Genomic DNA, 24,954 nt, shown 5'->3' with positions numbered 1-24,954 from the left:
TCAGCGCCCCCCCGTGCTTTCCTTTAGTCGACGGAGACGGAATCCTGATGCATTTCCGAAGAAGAATCTTTTTCTCTGCCGAATTCCTGCTCCGCCTGGCTCTCGCTCTTAATGTCGATTTTCCAGCCCGTTAATTTGGCTGCCAATCTGGCATTTTGGCCTTTGATGCCAATGGCAAGGGACAGTTGATAGTCAGGAACAATCACCCGAGCCATCTTTTCTTCCTCGAACACATGGACTTCCAAGACCTTGGAAGGACTCAGTGCATTAGCCACATATTCATCCACTTGTTCGGAATAACGAACGATGTCGATTTTCTCACCGCGCAGCTCACCCACAATGGTCTGCACGCGCATTCCTTTTGGACCTACGCAAGAACCAACTGGATCAACTTCCTCGTTGCGAGAATGAACTGCAATTTTGGAACGAAATCCTGCTTCGCGAGCAACGGAACGAATCTCAACAACGCCATCAAAAATCTCAGGCACTTCCAGCTCAAAGAGACGTTTCAAGAGACCCGGGTGAGTACGGGACAAAATGATCTGCGGACCTTTAGTCGTATTTTCGACCTTAGTAATGTACGCCTTGATACGGTCACCGTGAACGAACTTCTCATTTGGCATTAATTCGGTAAGCGGCAGTGCCGCTTCGATTTTGCCCAGATCGATGTAGATATTGCGCAAATCCTGACGCTGCACTACTCCCGTAACGATATCTTCTTCCTTATCCACGAAAGCATTGTAGATCAGGCCGCGTTCGGCTTCACGAATCCGCTGGGTAACAACCTGTTTGGCCGTCTGTGCGGCGATACGTCCAAAGTCACGCGGCGTAACTTCAATCTCCGCAATATCTTCCAACTGGAAGTGTGGGTTAATTTCCCGTGCAGCAGGCAACGAAATTTCAGTGCGTGAATCCAGGACTTCTTCCACGATCAGTTTGCGTGCATATACGCGAATAACCCCCGTATTGCGGTTCATGTCAACACGTACGTTCTGTGCCGTATTAAAATTACGCTTGTAACTGGAGATAAGTGCAGCCTCGATCGCTTCAAACAGCACATCCTTGCTGATCCCTTTTTCCCGTTCCAATTCATTCATTGCTTCAATAAAATCCATACTCATGAATGTTGATCCCCCTTTCAAACATGGCATCCCATACGTAAAACGGCGAAAGGCTCGAAACTTGTGAGCACCTTGCCGTTATCGTGAGATGTGTCTTTTTCATTAATCAAGTGAACAAGGCACTTTAAAACAAAATGGCCAAGCGCGCACTGGCAACCTTCTCGTATGAAATGGTGTGCTGCTTCTTACCTGCTTCAATCACAAGCTCCCCATTGTCAAAGGAAAGCAGCTTGCCTTCGAATTCCTTTAATTTATTCACCGGCTCGTAGGTTGTAACAAATACGTTTTTACCTACGGCTTTGGCAACATCCTCCGCTTTTTTCAGTGGACGTTCCGCACCGGGAGAAGACACTTCAAGGAAATAGACAGACGGAATCGGATCGTTCTCATCCAGCTTGACGCTCAGCTTTTCGCTGATCAAGACACAATCGTCGATGTCGATACCACCTTCTTTGTCGACATACACCCGTAAAAACCAGTTGCTGCCTTCTTTGACGTATTCGATGTCAACCAGCTCGAAGCCTTGTTCATTCAAGTAGGGTTGGATCATTTCTTCCACGGTAGATTTAATATTCGTTGTGCTCAAAACCGATAACCTCCAACTTAGGTCACACCAGCTCTAATCGCTGGCTGATGATTAAATACCCAAGATTCTTGTATACCAAAGACTAAAGAGTGGGTTTCCCCACTCTTTAGAAATTCGTACTATCTCGTTCACTTCAAAAATTATAACATAGTCTGGTAATAGTGACAAGTAACCATCCTTGGCACAGCAAACCATACTAATGAAGGAAAAATCAAAGTCTGTGGCCTCAGTACAGAACAAATGGATTCATTCTGCTTTTTTTCATTTAGAACAAAGAGAGTTGGTTGCTCTCAGGCAAACCACGGAAACATCCCATGTTGGTCAGCAATTCAACAATCGTTTTAGTCGCTTTGGACTTCTGCTGGAAGTCCTCAATCGACAGAAACTCACCATGTTCCCGGGCTGCAGCAATGTTACGAGCGGCGTTATCGCCAATACCTGCCAGTGCGGAGAATGGAGGAATCAATGACTTCTCGTCCACGATGAATTTTGTCGCTTCCGAGCGGTACAGATCAATCGGTTTAAGCGAAAAGCCACGGGCAGCCATTTCCAGTGCCATTTCAAGAACAGGAAGGCTGTTTTTCTCCTTTGGCGGTGCCTGGAAACCGAGTTGTTCAATCTCTACGATTTTGCGGTAGATGGCATCATAACCCTGACACACCAGTTCAATGTCCAACTCGTCCGCACGCACGGTGAAGTAAGTCGCATAATATTCAATCGGATGATACAGTTTAAAGTATGCCGTACGCACTGCGGAAATAACGTAAGCAGCCGCGTGGGCCTTTGGAAACATGTACTGGATTTTGAGACAGGAGTCAATGTACCACTGTGGCACTTTGCAGTTTTTCATCTCATCGATCCATTCCTGTGGAAGACCGCGTCCTTTACGTACACTTTCTGTAATCTTAAACGCCAGGCTCGCATCCATTCCCGCTTTATAAATCAGGAACAACATGATGTCATCCCGGCAACCTATTACCGTTTTGATGTTGCATGTGCCGTTCTTAATCAAATCTTGCGCATTACCAAGCCATACACCTGTACCATGAGAAAGACCGGAAATCTGCAACAAATCGGCAAAAGACGACGGCTGGGATTCGACAAGCATCTGACGAACGAATTTGGTCCCCATCTCCGGGACACCGAAGGTGGCAACAGGAGAGCGGATCAGCTCTGGAGTTACACCAAGAGCATCCGTAGAGTTGAACATGCTCATTACTTTGGGATCATTCATCGGAATTGTCGTTGGATCAACGCCAGTAAGATCCTGCAGCATACGCATCATGGTCGGATCATCGTGCCCCAGAATATCAAGCTTAAGCAGGTTTTCTTCAAAAGCATGATAGTCAAAGTGGGTTGTTTTCCACTCGGCTGTTACATCATCTGCCGGATACTGGACAGGTGTGACATCTTCAACCTCAATATAGTCCGGTACTACGACGATTCCGCCGGGATGCTGTCCCGTGCTTCGTTTTACACCGGTACAGCCGGATGCCAGACGATTCAGCTCGGCGCCGCGCCACTTCTTTTGATGTTGTTCTTCATATTTCTTCGCAAAACCAAACGCCGTTTTCTCAGCTACCGTTCCGATCGTACCCGCACGGAACACGCTTTTTTCACTAAACAATATTTTCGTATAGTTATGGGCATGTGGTTGATAATCACCCGAGAAGTTCAAGTCGATATCGGGAACTTTGTCCCCTTTAAAACCAAGGAAAGTTTCGAACGGAATATCCTGTCCTTCCCCTTTGAGTTTTCCACCGCAATCAGGACATGGTTTCTCTGGCAAGTCAAATCCACTCGGTACACTACCGTCAAGGAACCATTCGCTATGCTTACATTCAGGATTCACACAGATATAATGTGCAGGAAGTGGATTAACTTCTGAGATACCCAAGAACGTTGCTACGACGGATGAACCCACCGATCCACGCGAACCTACAAGGTAACCATCTTGATTTGATTTTTTAACGAGACGTTCCGAGATCAGATAGTTGGCAGAAAATCCGTATTTGATAATCGGTTGCAATTCTTTTTCCAAACGGGCAATAATAACTTCTGGCAGTTCTTCACCATAGATTGATTTGGCCGTGTTGTAGCACGTATTACGGATTTCCTCATCTGCGCCCTCCAAAATCGGGGTAAAGAGTTTATCCGGGAAGAGCTTGATTTCCTCAAAACGGTCTGCCAGCTGAATCGTGTTAGTTACAACAACTTCGTATGCTTTGTCCTGTCCAAGAAACTGGAATTCCTCCAGCATTTCGGCTGTCGTTCTAAAGTGAGCATCGGGTTTGCGCTGATCTTTAAGCGGACTGAACCCCGTTATGCCATGAATCGTAATATCCCGATAAATTTTATCTCTCGGCTCCAAATAATGCACATTGCCTGTAGCGATAACAGGTTTGTTCAGCTTCGCTCCAATATCTATGACTTTGCGAACCGCAAGTTTCAACTCCTCGGGTGTGGCAACAAGTCCTTTGTCCACCAGATGCATGTACATCGTCAGTGGCTGAATCTCCAGAATGTCGTAAAACTGGGCAATCTCCTCAGCCTCTTCTACCGATTTATTGAGGACAGCCTCAAAGAACTCTCCTTTTTCACAACCGGATATGACAACCAATCCTTCGCGCAAACTTACCAGCTTGGACTTTGGTATACATGCAACACGTTTGAAGTACTCTGTATGTGACAGAGAAACCAGCTTGTACAGATTCTTCTTGCCTATATCATTCAACGCGTAAATTCCACAGTGGAAAGGACGGGTATTCGACAAGTCCACTCCAACAAAATCGTTCAGGCGATCCAGCATCGTCAGACCTTTTAACTGAGCTGCATCATTGATAAGTCCATTCAAGATACCCGCGAGAGCAATTGTATCATCAATGGCCCGGTGATGGCTTTCCAGTGCAACTTTGTACTTGTCTGCCAATGTATTCAGCCGGTGATTTTTCATTTTTGGATATAAAAGACGAGCAAGTTCCAGTGTATCTAGCACCGGGTTTGGCAACTCAGGCATGCCCAGATTTTTGAGTGAAGCCTGAATAAAACCCATATCGAATCGTGCATTATGCGCGACCAGTACACCATCTCCTGCAAAGGCAACAAAATCACGAATAACCGGCTCAAGCTCAGGTGCATCCTTAACCATCTCATCGGTAATGTTTGTCAACTGTTGGATGTTATATGGAATTCGTTCGTGCGGATTAACAAAAGTAGCAAACCGATCTACTTCTTTGCCCTCTTGAACTTTAACAGCAGCAATCTCGATAATTTTGCTTTGTGTAACCGAGAGACCGGTTGTCTCGATATCAAATACGATATACGTAGCCGTCTTAAGATCTATCGGTTGCGGACTTAGGACAACAGCTACGGAATCGTTCACCACATTGGCCTCTAGGCCGTAGATCATTTTGATTCCATTTTTCTTCGCTGCCTTGGATGCTTCCGGGTAGACCTGTACACCGCCGTGGTCGGTGACTGCAATTGCCTTGTGTCCCCAATCAGCAGCTGTTTTCACATATTTATCAATGGACGTTACCGCATCCATCGTACTCATCGTGGAGTGCAAGTGGAATTCTACACGTTTCTCCTCCGCTGTATCCTTCCGGGATGGAGGTGCCTTGATTTCGGTCAGATCCGAAGGAATCATGGCCAGTTCAGGAATTTGCATAAACCGGTCATATTCTACACGTCCACGAACTTTTACCCATTTTCCATTAGCCAGTAAGCTGAGAATTTTGACGTCTTCTTTGGTTTTGGCAAACATCTTCATTTGCATCGAATCGGTAAAATCCGTCAGATAGAAAGTGAATAGCGTGTTTCCATTCCGCAGTTCCTTGCGGTCCAGGCCAAAAATCGTTCCCTGAAGTGTGATTTTCTTCTCTTCATCCTGAACTTCCTGCATAGGTACCGCCGGTTCTTTGATTTCATAACCCATTTGTAACCGCACATCACCTTGATCTTCATCCTCCGGCAGTTCGGTTTCGATGACTTCGCTCATCATTTTTTCAATAACCTGTCGTTCTTCTACCTTTTTCTGAGCCTGGAATTGCTCCATGGCCTCCTTGTTGCTTCCCGCTTCGCCCACCTGCATTTTAATACGCAGTGGCAAGTGAAAATACTTCTCGTAGAATCGAGTAATAGCTTGGTCAATCTGCTTTTTGCGAGCAAGTTCCATAGATGTGGAATCACTCATCGTCAGTTGCAGCAGATCGTCTTCACATTCCACTGTCGCACGATTCATCCAACCATTTACAGACGGAATTTCACGAGTAACCCACTCCAGAAACAGGTTCCAATACTCATTTACGATATCATTAGACAGCACCTTGTCTGTATATTTAAAAACAAATGTAATTTTAGCTATATGATTTAACTTCTCCTGAATATGCAGACTGAACGTTCGATAGATCGGCGCTGGCACCAGTGTGTCCTTTCCAATCTGAATATGCCATTCGCGATTCGTACGATTGGTCTCGACCTGTTCAATCCACCCATCCAGGAAATAAGGGTCAGTCAAACCTACCGGAAGTTCTGCCTGTTTCATCAACAACTCAAACCGTTTTCTCTTCTCCTCAAATCCACTCATCGTGTTCCTCCTGTGCCCCCTTAAAACATGAAAAGCCTCTGTATTCAAAAATGTCCCCGATCCGAACCCGCACCGATCCATTTTATCCGACAGAAGCTCTTCATTCATTACTAAACCGGTGAATAAGCTCTCTTCATCAAGCCGTCAACTAGTATGCTCTTGCAAACACAACAGTGTGCTGCGCTTTTTCACCACACGCCAGGCATGTGTGCTTTTCTTCCGCAGGCTGGAACGGGATGTTCCGGCTAGTTGCACCCGTGACTTCTCTTACTTTATCTTCACATTCTTCCGATCCACACCATCCTGCCAGTGTAAATCCACGTTTGTTTTCCATTAGTTCTTTCATCTCATCCAATGTATCCACGGAGTAGAAATTATCTGACATAAATGTACGTGCTCGATCAAGCATGTCAGCCTGTACTTGTGTCAACATCGTTTGAATCTCTTCAACGAGGTTTGCTTGCTCAACCACTTTCTTCTCTCCAGTAATACGGGAGACAAGAACACATACGCCGTTCTCCATATCACGAGGGCCAATCTCCAAACGGATCGGTACACCACGCATCTCATACTCGTTGAACTTCCAGCCTGGACGAACATCACTGCGATCATCCATTTTCACACGAATACCTGCTTTTTTCAGTTCAGCAAACAATTCATCCGCACGACCTACAACGGCATCACGTGTTTTTGGCGGTCCAATCGGGATCATCACCACTTGCGTTGGTGCCACTTTTGGCGGCAGCACAAGACCACGGTCATCTCCGTGAACCATAATCAAAGCTCCGATCAAACGTGTACTTGTTCCCCATGAAGTGGTATGCGCAAGTTCCAGAACGTTATTACGGCTCAAATATTGAATTTCAAAGGCTTTGGCAAAGTTAGTCCCCATGTAGTGAGAAGTACCTGCCTGTACGGCACGTCCATCCTTCATCATGGCTTCAATCGAAAACGTATCCACTGCCCCTGCGAACTTCTCGGATTTGGTCTTCTGCCCTGTAATAACCGGAATGGCAAGGTATTCTTCCACTACTTCACGGTAGATTTCAAGCATTTTCATCGTTTCTTCGCGAGCTTCTTCTTCTGTTTCGTGCGCTGTATGGCCCTCTTGCCACAGGAACTCACTCGTGCGAAGGAACGGCAACGTTCTCTTTTCCCAACGAACCACGTTAGCCCATTGGTTAATCAATACTGGCAGATCACGATAGGACTGAATCCATTTGGAATACATATGTCCAATGATCGTTTCGGAAGTTGGGCGGATCGCCAAACGTTCTTCGAGCTTTTCTCCGCCTGCTTCAGTTACCCAAGGCAACTCAGGGTTAAACCCTTCTACGTGCTCTTTTTCCTTTTGGAAAAAGCTTTCGGGAATGAACATTGGGAAGTACGCGTTGCGATGGCCCGTTTCGCGGAAACGGCGATCCATCTCATCCTTGATGTGCTCCCAAATTTCGAAGCCGTCCGGTTTAAATACAATGCAGCCACGAACCGGTGAGTAGTCCATCAGATCTGCTTTTTTAATAACATCAATGTACCAGCGAGAGAAATCCTCACCCTGCGGTGTAATTTCTGTCACGAACTGTTTATCGTTTTCCTTTGACATAAGACTCCAGCGTCCTCCCATAACGACTAGTACTGAATACTCAGCACATAGTCAAACCGTAATTATCCGTTAATTAAACGTAGTATATCATTATATGTTACAGCCAGCATTAGCACAAAGAGCATCGCGAACCCGACAAAATGCACCATACCTTCCCGGTTAGGGTCAACCGGACGTCCACGCAACGCTTCGATTCCGAGGAAAACGAGACGGCTTCCATCAAGCGCAGGAATCGGGAGTAAATTGAAAATTCCCAAATAAAGGCTTAGAATCGCCGCCCATCTTGTTAATTGCTCGATACCTTGCTTGGCGATCTGACCAGTTACCTCAAACGTACGCACAGGTCCACCAATGTCATCCATGCTAAACTGATTAATCAAATGTCTGAATCCTTCAAAGATAACCCTGGTCGTATCCACCATAGCTACTCCCGAGAACTTGAACATTTCCACGAATCCAACGGAACGAGTCGGCAAGACAGGCGCAATGCCTACCTTTCCGCCTTCCTGACCTTCTACCGCACGAGGTGTGATCGTGACATTAAATGTCTCGTTCCCCCGGCGCAGAGTCCATTCCATCGGCTTGTCTTTGGACTCAGCAATCATGGATACCATCTTCTTAGAATCCGTACCGATAACTGTACCGTTAATGGTTTCAATGATATCGCCCTTTTGTAGATTCGCTTGATCTGCCGCTCCGCCTTTAAACACTTCACCGATCTGCAAATTCTTTGGATTTTCCACCGGAACGCCTGCCATCTGTGCATAAACAGCGAACAGAACAAAAGCAAGAATAAAGTTCATGAGTGGACCTGCAAAAATTGCCATAGCGCGTTGAGCAACCGTTTTACTGCCGAACTGTCGATCTTTAGGCGCAATTTGTGTCTGCTTGCCTCGGCTGACCAACATTGCTTGTGGATGTATTTGATAATGCTGCACTTCGCCATCCACATCCAGTTGTAACTTAAGCGCGTTCTCCATATCAATGGAGATCACTTCACCGCGAATTACATTTTTACGGTTATCCAATTGGTCCAGATAGATCATTTTGACCTGATCGTCCACAGTTCGTACCGCTATGGTCTGTCCTTCTTGAATCTCAATCAGCTCCGGGTCTTCTCCTGCCATCCGTGCATATCCGCCAAAAGGCAGCAAGCGCAGTGTGAACTGCGTCTCATTTCTTTTATATGAGAATAATTTGGGACCAAAACCGATCGCAAATTCCCGTACAAGAATGCCGGCGCGCTTGGCAAAATAATAATGCCCCCATTCATGCACCGTTACGATGACAAAGAACATAAGCACCGTTAGAAATACCACTTGTATGGTTTCCAATCCCTATTCATCCTCCTTCACGGCACGTACCGCAGTCTGTCCCTCTAGACTATCATTATTCTCTAATGCCGCACAAGAGAATCCCTTCTTCCAGTTTGTCTCGAAAAAAGAGATTACAGCAAGGACGCAAGCTTGCGGCTGTCCTGATCACAGGCAGCGATCTGCTCCAAATCAGGTTTGTCCACATTCCGGTGCGCTTCCAGCACAGAAGCAATGATATCTTCTATTTTAAGGAATGAAATCTCCTTTCGCAAGAAACGGGCTACAGCAACCTCATTGGCTGCATTAAAAGCCGTCGTTGCAGTTCCTCCCATTTTACCACATTCATATGCCATTCTTAAACACGGGAAACGGTCCAAGTCCATCTCCCTGAAATGAAGTTGTCCAATCTGAGCGAGAGACAACCGTTTTGCTGGAGAAGGCATACGATCAGGATAAGTCAGCGCGTATTGAATCGGGACACGCATATCCGGAGTACCGAGCTGCGCAATGATACTTGTATCTTCGAATTCTACATAAGAATGAATAATACTCTCCGGATGAAGAAGTACGGTAATCTGTTCATAATCAAGACCAAACAACCAATGTGCCTCAATGACCTCGAGTCCTTTATTTACCATCGTTGCAGAGTCGATCGTGATTTTCGATCCCATGGACCAGTTAGGATGTTTAAGCGCATCTTCTACAGTCACATGCTGCAGCTGCTCACGTGTAAGAGCTCGGAACGAACCCCCTGACGCAGTCAATGTAATTCCGGCTACACTTGAGCGGTTCTCTCCGTTTAGACACTGAAAGATGGCCGAGTGCTCACTATCTACAGGCAAAATAGATACGCCTTTTGCTGCAGCTCTTGCTGTCACGATATGACCAGCCGTAACCAAGGTTTCCTTATTCGCAAGTCCAATTTTTTTACCAGAATCTATCGCTGCAAGCGTAGACTCTAGTCCAACACTACCTACGACAGCCGTAACAACTGTGTCTGCTTCAGTTCCTGCAGCAATCTCAATAAGACCTTCCGAACCGTAATACACTTTTGTGCCTGCTGGCACATGTGAAGCAACCTTGTCGGCAAGTTCCTTGGAACCTACCGAAATCTTTTTTGGCTGGTAACGTCTTACTTGTTCAATCAGCAGATCTGTATTGCTTCCAGCAGCCAGCGCTTCCACTTGAAAGTGCTCCGGATGCATATCAACAACTTCCAATGTTTGTGTGCCGATCGAACCGGTCGAGCCAAGAATCGCTATTTTTTTCATTGCTGCACCTCACGTCTAATGAATCCAATGCTTCCAGGCGGTTAACTCTGTCATCTTGCACCTGTTTCCTCCTAATAAGGCAATAGCATCAGTATATGTACAAATGGAAACACCACAATCCAGCTGTCGCACCGATCCAGAATACCACCATGCCCAGGAAGAAGATTGCCTGAATCCTTAATGTTGTATACGCGTTTGTAGGCCGACTGGATCAAATCTCCCATCTGACCTACTACTGCACAGGCTATCCCGATCACAATCGCTCTCTGCCAAGAAAGCAAACCATCCGAAACTAGGGCAAACACCACGGAGGTGACAATAGCAATGAAAATACCACCGAGCGCCCCTTCCACGGTTTTGTTCGGACTGATTGAAGGCCAGAGTTTGTTTTTCCCAATCCATTTCCCTACAAAGTAAGCTCCAGCATCACTTGCCCAGATTGAACCCAGCAGCAGAAACGTCCAGAACAGGCCATGATGTAGATGTCTAGACTCTGCGATGTAATAGAATCCCGTTCCAATATAAAGCACGCCTATAAAAAGCATAGCCACCGTATTAATAGGCAATCTGTTCTTGGTAACAACTGAAGCGGTCATCAAAATCAACATGACCATCCACAAAATTTGAAACAAGGATAACGGTCTTTCATCCCAAACCATTTCCCAAGGAAATACAATGGAGATAATCCCCGCATATCCAATCAGGGCTACGCCTGAAAAAGGCTTCACCCCGGTCATTTTTACAAACTCATAATAACCGATGAGAGCCATAAGCAAGACTAACCCATGATACCAGGGCCCGCCAAGCATGCAAAACCCCAAAAACAACACTCCTGCAATAATTCCTGTCGTTAATCGCTGTTTCAACGGCTTCATCCTCCATCTATTTCAAACCGCCGTAACGCCTTGTTCTGCGCTGATATTCGGCTACTGCTTCAAGCAAATGCTGTTTGCCAAATTCGGGCCAGTATATATCCGTAAACCATAATTCACTATATGCAAGCTGCCATAACATGAAATTGCTCAATCGCAGTTCTCCGCTCGTTCGGATCAACAAATCCGGGTCGGGCAAATCTGCGGTCAGCATATGTTTGTCGATGAGTTCAGGTGTGATATCTTCTGCAGCGAGTTCCCCCGACTTTACCTGCAGAGCAATCTCTTTCACACATTCCGTCATCTCACGGCGGCTTCCATAGTTCATCGCAAAGTTCAATACCAAACCAGTATTATGCTCCGTGAGGCGAATGGCTTCCCGCAAAGCATTAACCGTATGTGAAGGCAAATGCTCCTCATGTCCCATCATACGGATACGCACATTTTTTTCTATCAGTTCTTCCAACTCAATAGCCAAAAATTCTTGCGGAAGTCTCATCAGAAAATCCACTTCTTCTTTTGGACGCGTCCAGTTTTCTGTCGAAAAAGCATACATCGTTAGATATTTGATGCCCAGTTCATCCGCCGCGATGGTTGCACGTTTCACTGCCTTCATGCCGTTCTGGTGCCCGGCTATACGCGGGAGACCCAAACGTTTGGCCCATCGTCCATTGCCGTCCATGATGATGGCGACGTGCTGCGGGATATTATCCTCGGATATAGTCAGCGTTTCCTGCTTGTCAGCCCCATTCCACCACGACCGAACCCGTTTGATCATTCCTGTTCCTCCAAAATCCCTGAAGTTTCTTCATCTGAAGCTTGGAAAAAGAGACAAAACCCCACCGTATTGGAGGGGCTGCGCATGTCTTACACTTCCATGATTTCTTTTTCTTTGGCAGCAAGTACCTTATCGACTTCAGCGATAAATTTATCAGTCGACTTTTGAATGTCGTCCTGATGTCTCCGGGATTCATCTTCGGAAATCTCGGACTTTTCCATTTTCTTAATATCATCATTCGCATCACGGCGAATGTTACGAATCGCGACTTTGCCTTCTTCGCCAAACTTTTTAGTCAGTTTGACAAGCTCAGCTCTACGCTCTTCCGTCAGCGGCGGAATAGCCAAACGAATCATACTGCCATCGTTAGCCGGGGTCAGACCCAAATCTGATTTCATGATGGCACGTTCGATATCACTCATCGCTGATTTGTCCCAAGGCTGAATCATCAGTGTACGGGAATCCGGTGTACTGATATTCGCCAGTTGGTTCAAAGGCGTCATTGCACCATAATACTCAACTTGTACACGATCCAGAAGAGCAGGGGTTGCACGACCTGCACGCAAGGTAGCCAGGTCACGGCGCAGTGCCTGAATCGCTTTTTCCATACGCTCCTCAGCATGTTGTTTAACTGCTTGTGGCATTAATCTACACTCCCTTTAACGATTGTTCCGATACGCTCGCCCAGAACAACGCGTTTGATGTTACCTTGTTCAGTAATGTTGAATACAATCAACGGAATGTCGTTATCCATGCAGAGCGAGGACGCCGTCGAATCCATTACACCAAGGTTTTTGTTAAGTACATCCAGGTACGTCAACTGCTCGAACTTTTCAGCTGTACTATCTTTGAATGGATCTGCCGAATAGACACCATCCACTTTATTTTTAGCCATCAAGATGACTTCTGCCTCAATCTCCGCTGCGCGCAGTGCTGCTGTTGTATCCGTGGAGAAGAACGGATTACCTGTACCTGCTGCAAAAATAACGACACGGCCTTTCTCCAGATGACGAATGGCTTTACGACGAATGTACGGCTCAGCAATTTGCTGCATAGCAATCGATGTCTGCACACGAGTTGGCACTTCAATCTGTTCAAGTGCGTCTTGCAGCGCCAGAGAGTTCATTACCGTCGCGAGCATACCCATATAGTCCGCAGTTGCACGATCAATCCCGTTTTCACTGCCAGCAATACCGCGCCAGATGTTTCCGCCGCCGCATACAATCGCAACCTGCACGCCAAGCGCAACTACATCTTTCACCTGCTCAGCAATGGATGAAATCGTTGCTGCATCAATGCCATAGCCGTTTTGACCGGAAAGAGACTCTCCGCTCACCTTTAAGACAACACGTTTAAATACTGGCTGTTCCAATTGTTCACCCTCCACTTTGAATTGAACACCCTTCAGTGTCCAACCAACAAAACTTTCTCGCGCATGGACTCCTGCTTAAAAAGAAAGGAACACAGAAGTGTTCCGCTCTTTTAGGAAAAACGATCAACCGATAAGTTCCTGTTTTCCTGAGATATAAGGGAGTTTACGCTTCGAAGTTTCATCATTCTTATATCTTCGAAAATCATTCCTGCTTTGTCGGCTTGATCAATGTCTTATTTGTTAACTTGGGACATAACTTCTTCTACGAAGTTATCGACTTTTTTCTCAAGACCTTCACCCAGTTCGTAACGAACGAAACGACGGATGGAGATGTTTTCACCAATTTGGCTGATTTTTTCATTCAACAATTGGGAAATTGTTTTGTCTGGATCTTTAACAAAAGTTTGTTCCATCAGGCAATATTCTTCGTAGTATTTACCGATACGGCCTTCAACCATTTTTTCAATGATTTTTTCTGGTTTACCTTCGTTAAGAGCTTGAGCTTTCAAAATTTCTTTCTCTTTTTCCAGCTCATCTGTAGGAACTTCTTCACGTGTAACGAATTTAGGGTTAGCAGCTGCAATTTGCATAGCTACATCTTTAACGAAATCTTTGAATTGGTCTGTTTTACCAACGAAGTCTGTTTCGCAGTTAACTTCAACCAATACGCCGATACGTCCGCCAGCATGGATGTAAGATTCTACAACACCTTCAGTAGCTGCACGTCCTGCTTTGCTGGCTGCTGCGGAAAGGCCTTTCTCACGCAACAATTCAGCTGCTTTCGTGATATCACCGTTTGCTTCTTCCAGTGCTTTTTTGCAATCGAGCATACCTGCGCCCGTTTTTTCGCGAAGTTCTTTTACTGCGCTCGCATTAACTGCCATTATAAATTCCCTCCAGATTAAGTATTGTACATACACGTACACTCTAAAAAAAGGGCAGTGAGAGGTTATCCACCTACCAACCACCCTTTTCATTTAATTCATGAATGTTATGTTCGAAGACTATTAAGCGGAAGTTTCTTCGCCTTGGTTAGCTTCGATAACGGCATCAGCCATTTTACCTGTCAGCAATTTAACAGCGCGGATCGCGTCGTCATTACCTGGGATAACATAATCGATCTCGTCTGGATCGCAGTTAGTATCAACGATACCAACGATTGGGATACCCAATTTGCGAGCTTCAGCAACAGCGATACGCTCTTTGCGTGGATCGATGATGAACAGGGCGCTAGGCAGGCCTTTCATATTTTTAATACCGCCCAAGAATTTCTCAAGACGATCTTTTTCTTTGCGAAGCAAGATAACTTCTTTTTTAGGCAGAACAGCGAAAGTACCGTCTTCTTCCCAAGCTTCCAACTGTTTCAAACGATCAATACGTTTTTGAATAGTAGAGAAGTTAGTCAGGGTACCGCCGAGCCAGCGTTGGTTAATGTAGAATTGACCAGCGCGTTCAGCTTCTTCTTTAACGGAATCTTGAGCTTGTTTTTTAGTACCTACGAAAAGAATAGTACCATTCTCGCCTGCGATTCCTTTAACAAAGTTGTAAGCCTCTTCGACTTTTTTCACCGTTTTTTGCAAATCGATGATATAAATTCCGTTTCTTTCAGTGAAGATATAACGATCCATTTTTGGGTTCCAACGACGAGTTTGGTGACCGAAGTGTACCCCAGCTTCGAGAAGCTGCTTCATGGAGATTACTGCCATCTTCACACACCTCCTAATATGGTTTTTTATTGTGTCCTCCGCCAGCATCATTTTTCGCTAAGACTCTCCATCAGGAAAGCACCCTCAACAAAATTAGCACAGCGTGTGTTTTAACACCGTTATCTAATATAGCATAAGTGGAAGCACGTTGCAACATTATCTGAATCTAAATTTATGGTTTGGTATATCTACCCGTTGCTTCGGTCATCAAAAAGAACCGTCCAGTCCGAGCATGCATGCTCAGCTTGACGGTTCTTTGGTGATTTTGGCGATAATTGACTTAAAACTCTCGCCTGTTTGAAGAAAATAAGTACCTACTTGGATCTTCTTATTAATGCCCTGAGCTTTACCTGCCTTGATAAAGGCTTGTGCATCGTCCACAATGCCAGCTTCCTTCAGATTTTCGGCAACCATAGCCAAACTATTTCCGGAACGCACCTTAAACGTTACAGCTGGCCCGTTAGGTTTAGTTGGCGTCACAGGTGTATTGGTTTGGGGTTGATTTGTCTGTGGTTGCTTTGGTTCTGCAGGTTGTGCAGCAGAAGTAGTCTGCTCTGGTTTTTCAGCCGACTTTCCTTGCATTTGACTGCTTTCCTGCTTTTTCTTGCTCACCCATTCCGCTTCAGTATACACCTCGTCTTGAGCACCGACCAGTTTCATATCCAGACTCTTTGCTGCTGTTTCCAGTTGTTCTTTCGTCCAATTGTCAGTTTGCATCGGATCAAGATTACTGTCAGAAAGAGCCTTTTGTCCTACTGTGGCTAGTTGAAGCAAAATGGCACCGATCATCATGCCACTCCCTATCCCAATCCACAAAGATCGCTTGTCCATGGTCAGACCTCCTCCCGCTCTGCAAGTTGCAGTATTAATTGCACCTCACCAAGCTGTATGCCTGTTTGTCTAGAAATAGCATCCATAGACTTTCCTTCATCATACAGTCTAAAAAGCTCTGTGTAACGATCCTTAATAGATTCACGCTTCGGCTCCCTTACAGGCTCGTTCTCAAATTGTAATGCCGATGCTGTTTGTTGATTCGCTTCAGCCCTGACACTATCCCTGAGACTCTGTGCCTGTAAACCTTGTGCTCCCTGACCGGTTACAATATCTGCAGGTGGTAGTGAGATGGCTTCAGCATTCTTTGCTTTTTCCTGTTCCAGTTGATCCAGTCGTTGTTGCAATTCCTGAAGCTGTGACTTCATCCGCTGATCTGCTGCTGTAGCTTCCCCTTTAAGTTCAGCCACACGTTGAATAAGAGCATCGTTATCCTGTTCAATCTCTGTCATATAATGTTCGAGTGTTGACTCCATCTCTTGCACCAGCTGATGCGATGGCTGCTGTATCTTGTCTTTTCGAGGCATAATGAATGCATAAGCAATTGCACAAGCTCCTAATATGACAATAATGATCCATGGTGACAAATTGTTTCTCTCCTTTTGTTAGGACCACACGGTGGCGCAACCTTTCAGCCTGTGTATAATCTTTTACATAGACAGGTCAATGTGTTTGCCTTTGTATGGATGCTCGGCAGGTTTGAGAGGCTCCTGCTCCTCGGTTGTATCCCGTCCATCCGTCCCACTATGCTGATCACCGCCGCCCGCATGACCATCACGCACCGAAGTATGCGCTGTCTCTGCCATGGCCTCGCTGCGCTGCCTTGCTTCATTCGCTTCTTTCGTCGTCTGTTCTGCAAGCAGATTCTGGTCGGTAACCGGCCTCTGCTGGGCTTCACTTTGATATCGTCCCGCTTCACTGGTTCGCGGCACCGCAATCTGCAACTCCACTGCTTTGAAACTCATACGCTCACCTCACGGTTTCGGATGGATTCCTTCATAAGCTTGTAGCTGGTTTTAAACGTACGGCACCATGGTAATATCCCCATCTTGATAATAAAATGACATTCGGCTAACGGGATCTTTAATAAATTTCGTATATCTGCCGATAACTATTTTAGAGCCCCCATAGATCATCTTCAAAATATCAACACGAGCTCTGCTTGTATCTTCAAGTACCTTTTCAATTTCCAAGATACGCATTTTCATTTCGTCAGTCTGATGAAGAGCCGATTTTTGAGTTGAGTTTAATTTGATTCTCATTGCCATCTTGTCTGGCGTTAGTTGTCCTGCTGCAGCCAGCTGATCAAGTAGAGTCAATGCTTTCTTGGTTTTATCCAAGGAGTCCATCTGTTCTCTCATGTCTTTACGCAATTCATTCATTTCGTTTCGGAGTCTTGGTAGCACGCCAACCTCAATCGAGGTAACTGTAGACATCGTGTTGCCTACAACACGCGCAGATACATGCTCTCCGGCCTGAGTTGAGCCGCCAACGATAAGGCCTTTTGTTCCTGCACAGATTACAGCATGACCCGCACGAACATTGGAGTGCATAATACTTTGGGATACAAGTACATCTTCACCTGCATCAACATTGCCATCTTGAATGAATGTGCATTTCACATGATGTCCGGCATGAATTAAACCTTTGTTGTAACCGATGATCCCGCCGGTAATTTCGATCGAGCCGCCTGCCTCCAGTTCTGCTCCTTCGACACCTCCGACGACACGAATGTCACCTGCCGCTTTTACCTTAAAGCCAGTAAGTACATTACCTCGGATAACCACGTTGCCCACAAAGTCAATATTCCCATGCTTATAATCAACATCGCCATTAACTTCGTACACAGGAAATACATTGAGTTTGTTTCCATCTGTTCTGCTCACCAGGCCGTCAATTGCAGCATACATCGCAGCGCCATCTGGACTGACAACAACATTTTTCCCGATTTTAAATCGAGCTTCTTTTCCGGGACGAAAAGGAATTTCCTCACCAGTCACTGCTTTGCCGGGTACACCATCAACAGGATCGATACGCTTGGCAATAATCTGACCGCTGCGTACATTGTCTAACCGGATCAGCTCTTTGTAATCCACTTTTCCATCTTCTGCTTCCAACGGCCGCTGTTCGCTGTCATCTTCTTTGCCAATCAAAACTTGAATATATCCATCGATTCCTTGTACAGGAGAAACGCCTTCGGCTATCTTGCATTTATCTTTCAGGTAGGCAGTCGGGTTATTCACAAAAACTAATAATGCTTCTCGCAATAGACCATGTTTGATGCCCTTGCTCTCCACAAATTGTTCAAGCTCTTCCGTGGTACAGGAAAAGCCTTCTTCTTCATTGTAATATTCAAGATAAGCGGTACATTTATCATCGGATAAAACAACGTTTAGTGATTTTTCCATAACAGTCCCTTGTGTCAACGCAGATCTTCCTCCTTATTAGCCTGTCCACTCCCTATACATGTGGTTAACTTCTGCTCTCTAGTCTTTACGCATCAGTAGATCTTTTTGCTTATCCAGTGTGCCACGAAGCCGCAAGATGGCTTTGGAATGTAATTGGGATATACGAGACGGCGAAAGAGACATAACCTCTGCGATTTCACTGAGAGAAAGGTCTTCATAATACAAAAGGGAGACCACTGTTCTTTCTTTCACTGTCAGTTTCTCAAGCCCTTGCACCAGCGCTTCTTTCAAATAGAACTCATTGACCTTATAGTCCGGATTTTTGGCTTTTTCATCTACCATTAAAGATAGACGTGTCTCAGACTCTTCTTCCCGGATCGGATCTTCCAGCGAGCAGAGCGACATAACTGCCACCTCCTGAAGCATATGTTGGAAATCCTTGGTTGACACGTCCAGATACTGACTCATTTCTTCATCACTGACAGAACGCAGATAGGTTTGCTCCAATTGTTGGTACGCATCTTCAATTCGCTTCGCTTTTTCACGCACAGATCTGGGAACCCAATCCCCTTGACGTAAACCGTCCAGTATGGCTCCGCGAACCCTCCATGAAGCGTATGTCTCGAATTGCAAGCCTCGTTCATAATCGAATTTTTCCAATGCATCAATAAGTCCCATTACCCCATTGCTTTCCAGGTCATCTTTCGGGACATTTTTGGGTAAACCAACTGCCAGACGACCTGACACATAGTTAACAATATGAAGATATTTTTCGATCAACATTTTTTTTGCTTCAAGATCTCCGTATTCTTTCCACTTTTCCCACAGATCTGAATGGTTCAAATGTGAAGCTTTACGCTCGTTCAATTGATTTCACCCTCCTTATTTGTCTGTCAGGTGACGAACGGCCTGCGCCAATTCCTCCGGGTCCTTGGTCCGGACGAGTTTAGGCGGATCCAATGGGGCAAATCCCGTTGGAGCTTTCGTCTCAGATGGCGGATGATCAGCCCCGGCGGAGTCGCTCTGTCCATTCTTGAGCAAGTCATTCAGCTCTTGTCCATCGTCTTCGAGTTTGATGTCCACCTGTGAACCTCTTAGATCTTGAATACCTTCTGAATCATAACCGAATCCATTTTCTACACGAGGACCAAGCAATATTCCCAATCCCCAACGCAAACCATATGCAAGGACATACCAGGCTGCGAATCCTATTAATCCGCGTATTAAACTGGTCATCAACACATTGCTGCTGAATGCTACAAAAAAAGTCAGAACGAATCCGACTATGCCTGCTCCAAGATTAATGCGGTAGTTTCCTATCATTATATTATAATTCCTTTACACCCATTTGTACGCTACGAATAGTTAAAAGACCTGTCTCACAATTCATTTCGATAGTGCGCCCGTAATTTCCTCCTGTATCTTCGCCAAGTAGAGGAATTTTGAGCTGTTCCAACATTTCCCGACAGGAATCTGCATTCCGGGGTCCAATTCGCATCGTGTCTCCTGCGCCTGAAAAAGCAAACATCTGTGAGCCTCCGGCCATTTTAGAAACAATTCGTGATTGTGACGCGCCCATCTTTAGCATTTTCTCAAGCAATTCTGGCAACGCTGTATCTGCATACTTTGCCGTGTTCAGTTTACCCTCCCGGGCAATCTCAGAACTCGGAAGCATGACATGCGCCATTCCAGCGAGTTTTAGCTGGGGGTCATACATCGTTAGTCCCACACACGACCCTAAGCCAGTTGTACGGATTACGCCAGGAAGTTGAGCGATATTCAGATCCGCCATACCGACTTTAACGATGCTCTTGTCCTCAATCATGGTCCAGTGGCACCCCTAGCGATTCAAAAATCTTCGCAAATGACGGCGGGTCAGGAATCAGGAAAAACTGTCCCTCCACTTGATCTTCACCCTCAAAGAAAGAAGTATCAATTAATAATGCGGCATCGCCCATCTCTCCGAATTGCAGTAGCCCATAACTAAGAATCGCTCCAGCCATGTCAATAGCCAATCCTGGAACCGTTGGATACATCGATAGCTTTGTGAAATCCGCCAGAGAAGACAAGTAGGAACCGGCAAGGATGTTCCCGATCTCAGACAGAGCGGAGTGTTCCATATCCGTGAACGCCAAACCTTCTTTTAGCTCAAAACCAGCAAGACGGTTCAATAACAATTTTGCAGCCTCAGGTGTCATCATAAAGAAAAGGTTACCAGGCGCTTCGCCTTCAACACGAAGAAATATGGTAACTACAATGCGCTCATCACCACCCACTTTTTCAGCAATCTCCTCAAAAGGAAGCATCTGAACGGTGGGTACACCCATATCAATCGGTCTGTTAAGAAGCTGAGACAACGCCGTAGCGGCGTTGCCTGCTCCAATATTACCGACCTCTTTGAGCACATCCATTTGGAAACCCTCAAATCGGTTAAACATCTCCACGTGCTAGCCCTCAACACTTTCCAGCTGCACAATCTCGCTTTTATTTAATACTTCATTAAGATTGAGCATAATCAACAAACGACCATCTTCCAATTTTGCAACACCACGAAGATATCTTGCTTTCACGCCACCAACCACTTCTGGCGGAGTATCAATCGAACTGCTCTTAATGTCAATAACATCATTGGCTGAGTCAACGATAAAACCAACCTGCATATCGTCAACCCCTACAATAACGATCCGTGTTTGATCTGTATACTCCGTTTCCGCAAGGGAGAAGCGTCCGCGGAGATCAATAACCGGAATAACAACACCACGCAGGTTGATAACTCCTTTTACAAAAGAAAGTGTTTTGGGAACGCGGGTAATCGGCATCATGCGCTCAATGGTCTGAACCTTGTCTACCTCAATTCCATACTCTTCGGTTCCCAATTTAAAGACGATGACTTTCAACTCTTCTTCCATGTAAAAAACCTCCCTATTCGAATTAAAACTCTATCATCATGCTTATTTAATAAATGCGTTTGGATCAAGAATCAGTGCTACTTGCCCATCTCCAAGTATTGTCGCACCGGAGATTCCTTCAATTGCAGGAAGATACGTGCCCATGGACTTCAGAACAATCTCGCTCTGACCAATGAATTCTTCAACAGCGACAGCTGCTAGACGCTCCCCTTTTCGAATCACAACAATCTCGGTTTCTTTCTCATCTGCATCGTTGAAATCCGGCACTCCGAAAACTTCGCTTAATGAAAGATACGGAATCAAGGACTCACGGAACGTAATCATTTTGTTTCCATGAATATTACGAACTTGTTCACGTTGTACAATAGCGGTCTCTACGATTGATGACAATGGAACAGCATATTTCTCTGAACCAAGACGCACAAGCATCGCTGCTATGATGGACAGTGTCAACGGAAGCTGTACAGAGAAGTTTGTCCCTTTGCCTGGCGTGGACGTAATCGTTACATTACCGCCAAGCGAAGTGATTTTTGACTTTACAACGTCCAGCCCTACGCCCCGACCAGAAATATCCGAGATTTTATCAGCCGTACTGAATCCTGGAGCGAACAACAATTGATTTACCTCATCATCGCTCATTTTCGCGCCTTGCTCCTCCGTCACAACACCACGTTTGATCGCTGTTTGCAGGAGTTTGTCACGATAAATCCCCTTACCGTCATCTTCAATTTCAATAAATACGTGGTTACCACTGTGGAAAGCTCGCAGATTAACTGTACCCATTTCCGGTTTTCCAGCCGCAACACGCTCCGAGATAGACTCTACACCGTGGTCAACTGCATTACGCAACAGATGCACAAGCGGATCTCCGATTTCATCAATAACTGTTCTGTCCAGTTCTGTTTCAGCACCTGTAATGACGAGATCGATTTTTTTGTCCAATGTTTTAGCCAAGTCACGAATCATTCGTGGGAAGCGGTTAAAGACTGTATCTACAGGAACCATCCGCAATTTCAGTACGATATTCTGCAAGTCCGTACTCACACGGCTCAAGTGAGCTACAGTATCCGACAGATCGTTATTGCCTGTCTCACTTGCTAATTGTTCAAGGCGTGAACGGTCGATCAACAGTTCGCTAAACAAGTTCATCAGCACATCGAGTCGCTCAATGTCAACACGAATCGTACGTGAAGGTGCGGCTGCCTGTTTCGGTGCTGCTGTCTTCGCGGAAGCCGCTTTAACTTCTTCTTGAGGCACAGAATCTAAAACTGGGGCATCCTTACCAGCTAAAGGAGCCGGTTCAGCTTCTACCGCAACGGCGGCTGCAACCTGATTCGTCATCTGCTGTAACGTTTCCTGATCCAGCTGAATCAATTTGGCACTCTCGATTTCAGAGATGCTCATAATGCCCTTTTCCAGTTCTTGCGCCTCTTTGGTCGTTATGTAATACAACGAGAAACTGCGCTCAAACTTTTCTTGCTCGATATCCTGAACAGAAGGATAAGCTTTAACAACCTCACCTGAACGCTCAAGCATGTCAAACACCATGTATGCCCGAACACCTTTTAACTGGCTATGCTCACTTACAAGGACGTCAACATAGAATACACGGTGTCCTTCTGCTATAGACTGATCAAGGACTGAATATTGGAATTCGTCCAGCTCTACAGCATTGGAGATCGTTGCATCCTTTTGCTTATCTGCTTTTGCAACAGGAGCATTTCCTCCTGTCCATTCACCACTTTCAATTGCCTGGAGCGAGGCAACAATGGAGGTGACATCCGCTTTACCTTCCCCGCCTCCGGTAATATCCTGAACCATATTTTCCAAAGCATCCAGACTCTTGAACATGGTATCAAAAATATAATCCTGCATTTTCAGTTTTTCATTACGCACCATATCGAGTACATTTTCCATTTTGTGAGTCAGTGAAGCCAGATCTTCGAATCCCATGGTTGCCGCCATACCTTTGAGAGTATGAGCTGAACGGAAGATGACCTGCACTATGCCCAGATCTTCCGGATTCGCTTCAAGTTGTAGCATGTTTTCGTTAAGGGATTGCAGATGATCATTAGACTCATCAATAAACATGGATAAATATTGGTTCATGTCCATTGTGAGGCACCTCCTCCGTAAGTTACACTCCGTTATTTCACTGCTTGAACAAGTCTTGGCGCAATCTCCTGCAGTGGCAGAAGATGACGCACGCATTGCAGCTCTACAGCTGAACGCGGCATTCCATAGACAACACACGTTTCTTCATTTTCGGCAAAAGTTGATGTGACTCCGGTCTCATATAACTTTTTCATCATACGCGCCCCGTCGCTTCCCATGCCTGTCAGAAGAACAAGATGTCGTTGTAAAGATGTAAACGGCAGAAGCGACTCAAACATCGTATCCACTGAAGGTCTGTGACCATTCACCTGTTGATCCTCACTCAGCTTCAAGATGAATCTTCCATCTGCTGCCTTATGTACTCTCAAATGGAATCCACCAGGCGCGATATAAGCCGTCCCCTTCTTAAGCATCATACCGTCTTCTGCCTCAACCACATGGAGCGGACTGAAAGTATTCAACCGTTGAGCCAAGGAACGGGTGAAATTAGGTGGCATGTGCTGCACAATAATGACCGGCGCCGGTAAATCTGCTGGCAGCTGTTCCAGTAAGGTCTTGAGAGCTCTTGGTCCACCTGTTGAAGAACCGATCGCAACAATTTTGTTGAAAGATCCTTCCATCCCCCCCGAAGCTTTATAAGCCGTGTTAGGCTTGACTGACTCTTTCGCAGGTACAGGCATAGAACTGGCTGCTGGCTGCTTTGTCGTGAGACGAGGTGCATCTGGCGGTCTGACCTCTTTGCGAGCTTGCAGTGGACTTACAGGCGGCTTGCTCGCTTTATCCATATTCGAACGCACAGGTTGATCAGGCTTAGCTATGATTTCCTTTTTAGTGATCGTACGATCCGGTTTTGGCTGAATCGATGGGACACTTGGTTGCTTTTTAGCCTGTACCACTTCAGCACGTTCTTCGAATGAACGCTCACTTTTCGGGAGTACCGGCGGAGCCGTTTTAGCGATCGGTTCACCATTTTCCCTCGCTCGCTCTTCCTTCTTAGCCAGTTGTGCCGAAGAAATCACAGTATTGCGAGAGGCCTCCATTTTCTTGATCGATTCTTTACGCTCAGCTTTTCGCTTCACTTCTTGCATGGCTGCACGCATTCGTTCAATCAGCGCTTTGCCAACCTGAGCGATATCCTGATCATGCACGACAGACGGCTTACGAATAAAGTCAAATGCGCCAGCTTCAAGAGCCATAATGGTCTCTTTCATACCTTGTTCATTAATACCAGAGAGCATAATCACTGGAATGAAGGAATCCTCCATAATTGATTTTAGCGCATCTAGTCCATTCATTTCGGGCATTTCAACATCCATCGTGATCACATCAGGTTTCAGCTCTAAGGCTTTTTGAATGGCTTCTTTGCCGTTTGACGCAGTGGCTGTAACTTTAAACTCTGAGTCCGCTTCAATTAAATCCGTCACAATTTTGCGCATAAAAGCGGAATCATCGACAACCAATACTTGATAGACCGCCAT

23 protein-coding genes are annotated in these 24,954 nt (G+C 45.7%); all 23 read right to left on the bottom strand.

Annotation, left to right across the window (positions count from 1 at the left end):
* Window positions 1–23: 23 nt before the first annotated feature.
* The 23 genes from nusA to AC1VYS_RS11265 all read right to left on the bottom strand — a co-directional run bounded on the left by nusA (window position 24) and on the right by AC1VYS_RS11265 (window position 24,954).
* Complete coding sequence (gene nusA, locus AC1VYS_RS11375) at window positions 24–1,121, bottom strand: transcription termination factor NusA (protein ID WP_090923835.1); 1,098 nt, start codon at window positions 1,119–1,121, stop codon at window positions 24–26.
* A gap of 124 nt (window positions 1,122–1,245) precedes the next feature.
* Entirely contained in the window at window positions 1,246–1,707 is a 462-nt protein-coding gene (gene rimP / locus AC1VYS_RS11370; protein WP_441929291.1) for a ribosome maturation factor RimP, read from the bottom strand.
* 265 nt (window positions 1,708–1,972) lie between these two features.
* On the bottom strand, window positions 1,973–6,295 hold the full coding sequence (locus AC1VYS_RS11365; RefSeq protein ID WP_482914320.1) for a PolC-type DNA polymerase III: 4,323 nt from the start codon (window positions 6,293–6,295) through the stop codon (window positions 1,973–1,975).
* Window positions 6,296–6,443: 148 nt separating this feature from the next.
* Window positions 6,444–7,898 carry a proline--tRNA ligase gene (gene proS, locus AC1VYS_RS11360; RefSeq protein WP_482914319.1) on the bottom strand — a complete coding sequence of 485 codons (1,455 nt, stop codon included), beginning with the start codon at window positions 7,896–7,898 and terminating at the stop codon, window positions 6,444–6,446.
* 62 nt (window positions 7,899–7,960) lie between these two features.
* Complete coding sequence (gene rseP / locus AC1VYS_RS11355; RefSeq protein ID WP_154886351.1) at window positions 7,961–9,232, bottom strand: RIP metalloprotease RseP; 1,272 nt, start codon at window positions 9,230–9,232, stop codon at window positions 7,961–7,963.
* A gap of 113 nt (window positions 9,233–9,345) precedes the next feature.
* Window positions 9,346–10,485 carry a 1-deoxy-D-xylulose-5-phosphate reductoisomerase gene (locus AC1VYS_RS11350; protein WP_482914318.1) on the bottom strand — a complete coding sequence of 380 codons (1,140 nt, stop codon included), beginning with the start codon at window positions 10,483–10,485 and terminating at the stop codon, window positions 9,346–9,348.
* Window positions 10,486–10,556: 71 nt separating this feature from the next.
* Window positions 10,557–11,351 carry a phosphatidate cytidylyltransferase gene (locus tag AC1VYS_RS11345; protein WP_482914967.1) on the bottom strand — a complete coding sequence of 265 codons (795 nt, stop codon included), beginning with the start codon at window positions 11,349–11,351 and terminating at the stop codon, window positions 10,557–10,559.
* 16 nt (window positions 11,352–11,367) lie between these two features.
* Window positions 11,368–12,135 carry an isoprenyl transferase gene (locus AC1VYS_RS11340; protein WP_482914317.1) on the bottom strand — a complete coding sequence of 256 codons (768 nt, stop codon included), beginning with the start codon at window positions 12,133–12,135 and terminating at the stop codon, window positions 11,368–11,370.
* A gap of 89 nt (window positions 12,136–12,224) precedes the next feature.
* On the bottom strand, window positions 12,225–12,779 hold the full coding sequence (gene frr / locus AC1VYS_RS11335; protein WP_090923843.1) for a ribosome recycling factor: 555 nt from the start codon (window positions 12,777–12,779) through the stop codon (window positions 12,225–12,227).
* Window positions 12,779–13,507, bottom strand: a complete 729-nt coding sequence (gene pyrH, locus AC1VYS_RS11330; protein WP_441929284.1) for a UMP kinase — start codon at window positions 13,505–13,507, stop codon at window positions 12,779–12,781. Before pyrH ends, frr begins: the two co-directional genes overlap by 1 nt.
* Before the next feature lie 233 nt (window positions 13,508–13,740).
* Entirely contained in the window at window positions 13,741–14,391 is a 651-nt protein-coding gene (gene tsf, locus AC1VYS_RS11325) for a translation elongation factor Ts (RefSeq protein WP_482914316.1), read from the bottom strand.
* Between the two features lie 123 nt (window positions 14,392–14,514).
* Window positions 14,515–15,213, bottom strand: a complete 699-nt coding sequence (gene rpsB / locus AC1VYS_RS11320) for a 30S ribosomal protein S2 (protein ID WP_024630243.1) — start codon at window positions 15,211–15,213, stop codon at window positions 14,515–14,517.
* A gap of 240 nt (window positions 15,214–15,453) precedes the next feature.
* The gene (locus AC1VYS_RS11315; RefSeq protein WP_482914315.1) at window positions 15,454–16,044 is read right to left on the bottom strand and encodes an endolytic transglycosylase MltG; all 591 of its coding nucleotides are present in this window, start codon (window positions 16,042–16,044) and stop codon (window positions 15,454–15,456) included.
* 2 nt (window positions 16,045–16,046) lie between these two features.
* Window positions 16,047–16,631 (bottom strand): hypothetical protein, encoded by a 585-nt coding sequence (locus tag AC1VYS_RS11310; RefSeq protein WP_482914314.1) that lies wholly within the window; start codon window positions 16,629–16,631, stop codon window positions 16,047–16,049.
* A 63-nt stretch (window positions 16,632–16,694) separates the two neighbouring features.
* On the bottom strand, window positions 16,695–17,009 hold the full coding sequence (locus tag AC1VYS_RS11305; RefSeq protein ID WP_482914313.1) for a hypothetical protein: 315 nt from the start codon (window positions 17,007–17,009) through the stop codon (window positions 16,695–16,697).
* Window positions 17,010–17,060: 51 nt separating this feature from the next.
* Window positions 17,061–18,470: a DUF342 domain-containing protein gene (locus AC1VYS_RS11300; protein WP_482914312.1), complete on the bottom strand. Its 1,410-nt coding sequence runs from the start codon at window positions 18,468–18,470 to the stop codon at window positions 17,061–17,063.
* Between the two features lie 60 nt (window positions 18,471–18,530).
* Window positions 18,531–19,319, bottom strand: coding sequence for a FliA/WhiG family RNA polymerase sigma factor (locus AC1VYS_RS11295; protein WP_123064471.1), 789 nt, complete (start codon window positions 19,317–19,319; stop codon window positions 18,531–18,533).
* A 15-nt stretch (window positions 19,320–19,334) separates the two neighbouring features.
* Entirely contained in the window at window positions 19,335–19,775 is a 441-nt protein-coding gene (locus AC1VYS_RS11290) for a hypothetical protein (RefSeq protein WP_482914311.1), read from the bottom strand.
* A gap of 4 nt (window positions 19,776–19,779) precedes the next feature.
* Window positions 19,780–20,277 (bottom strand): chemotaxis protein CheD, encoded by a 498-nt coding sequence (locus AC1VYS_RS11285; RefSeq protein ID WP_311279367.1) that lies wholly within the window; start codon window positions 20,275–20,277, stop codon window positions 19,780–19,782.
* Window positions 20,270–20,890 carry a chemotaxis protein CheC gene (locus AC1VYS_RS11280; protein WP_441929327.1) on the bottom strand — a complete coding sequence of 207 codons (621 nt, stop codon included), beginning with the start codon at window positions 20,888–20,890 and terminating at the stop codon, window positions 20,270–20,272. The genes AC1VYS_RS11285 and AC1VYS_RS11280 overlap by 8 nt, the downstream gene beginning before the upstream one ends.
* A gap of 9 nt (window positions 20,891–20,899) precedes the next feature.
* On the bottom strand, window positions 20,900–21,361 hold the full coding sequence (locus AC1VYS_RS11275; RefSeq protein WP_123064468.1) for a chemotaxis protein CheW: 462 nt from the start codon (window positions 21,359–21,361) through the stop codon (window positions 20,900–20,902).
* Between the two features lie 42 nt (window positions 21,362–21,403).
* Window positions 21,404–23,476 carry a chemotaxis protein CheW gene (locus AC1VYS_RS11270; RefSeq protein ID WP_482914310.1) on the bottom strand — a complete coding sequence of 691 codons (2,073 nt, stop codon included), beginning with the start codon at window positions 23,474–23,476 and terminating at the stop codon, window positions 21,404–21,406.
* A 32-nt stretch (window positions 23,477–23,508) separates the two neighbouring features.
* Entirely contained in the window at window positions 23,509–24,954 is a 1,446-nt protein-coding gene (locus tag AC1VYS_RS11265; RefSeq protein ID WP_482914309.1) for a protein-glutamate methylesterase/protein-glutamine glutaminase, read from the bottom strand.

This window comes from Paenibacillus sp. G34 (assembly GCF_056856875.1).
Note: the sequence above shows the minus strand (reverse complement) of the source record. Positions and strands in the feature narration are given on the sequence as shown.

Coding starts and splice junctions, on each gene's coding strand:
- AC1VYS_RS11270 (WP_482914310.1), bottom strand. CDS start 23,476: ATGGACATGAACCAATATTTATCCATGTTTATTGATGAGTCTAATGAT.
- AC1VYS_RS11315 (WP_482914315.1), bottom strand. CDS start 16,044: ATGGACAAGCGATCTTTGTGGATTGGGATAGGGAGTGGCATGATGATC.
- AC1VYS_RS11290 (WP_482914311.1), bottom strand. CDS start 19,775: ATGATAGGAAACTACCGCATTAATCTTGGAGCAGGCATAGTCGGATTC.
- AC1VYS_RS11350 (WP_482914318.1), bottom strand. CDS start 10,485: ATGAAAAAAATAGCGATTCTTGGCTCGACCGGTTCGATCGGCACACAA.
- AC1VYS_RS11305 (WP_482914313.1), bottom strand. CDS start 17,009: ATGAGTTTCAAAGCAGTGGAGTTGCAGATTGCGGTGCCGCGAACCAGT.
- AC1VYS_RS11275 (WP_123064468.1), bottom strand. CDS start 21,361: ATGGAAGAAGAGTTGAAAGTCATCGTCTTTAAATTGGGAACCGAAGAG.
- AC1VYS_RS11280 (WP_441929327.1), bottom strand. CDS start 20,890: ATGTTTAACCGATTTGAGGGTTTCCAAATGGATGTGCTCAAAGAGGTC.
- frr (WP_090923843.1), bottom strand. CDS start 12,779: ATGCCACAAGCAGTTAAACAACATGCTGAGGAGCGTATGGAAAAAGCG.
- AC1VYS_RS11265 (WP_482914309.1), bottom strand. CDS start 24,954: ATGGCGGTCTATCAAGTATTGGTTGTCGATGATTCCGCTTTTATGCGC.
- AC1VYS_RS11285 (WP_311279367.1), bottom strand. CDS start 20,277: ATGATTGAGGACAAGAGCATCGTTAAAGTCGGTATGGCGGATCTGAAT.
- proS (WP_482914319.1), bottom strand. CDS start 7,898: ATGTCAAAGGAAAACGATAAACAGTTCGTGACAGAAATTACACCGCAG.
- AC1VYS_RS11340 (WP_482914317.1), bottom strand. CDS start 12,135: ATGATCAAACGGGTTCGGTCGTGGTGGAATGGGGCTGACAAGCAGGAA.
- tsf (WP_482914316.1), bottom strand. CDS start 14,391: ATGGCAGTTAATGCGAGCGCAGTAAAAGAACTTCGCGAAAAAACGGGC.
- AC1VYS_RS11365 (WP_482914320.1), bottom strand. CDS start 6,295: ATGAGTGGATTTGAGGAGAAGAGAAAACGGTTTGAGTTGTTGATGAAA.
- rpsB (WP_024630243.1), bottom strand. CDS start 15,213: ATGGCAGTAATCTCCATGAAGCAGCTTCTCGAAGCTGGGGTACACTTC.
- nusA (WP_090923835.1), bottom strand. CDS start 1,121: ATGAGTATGGATTTTATTGAAGCAATGAATGAATTGGAACGGGAAAAA.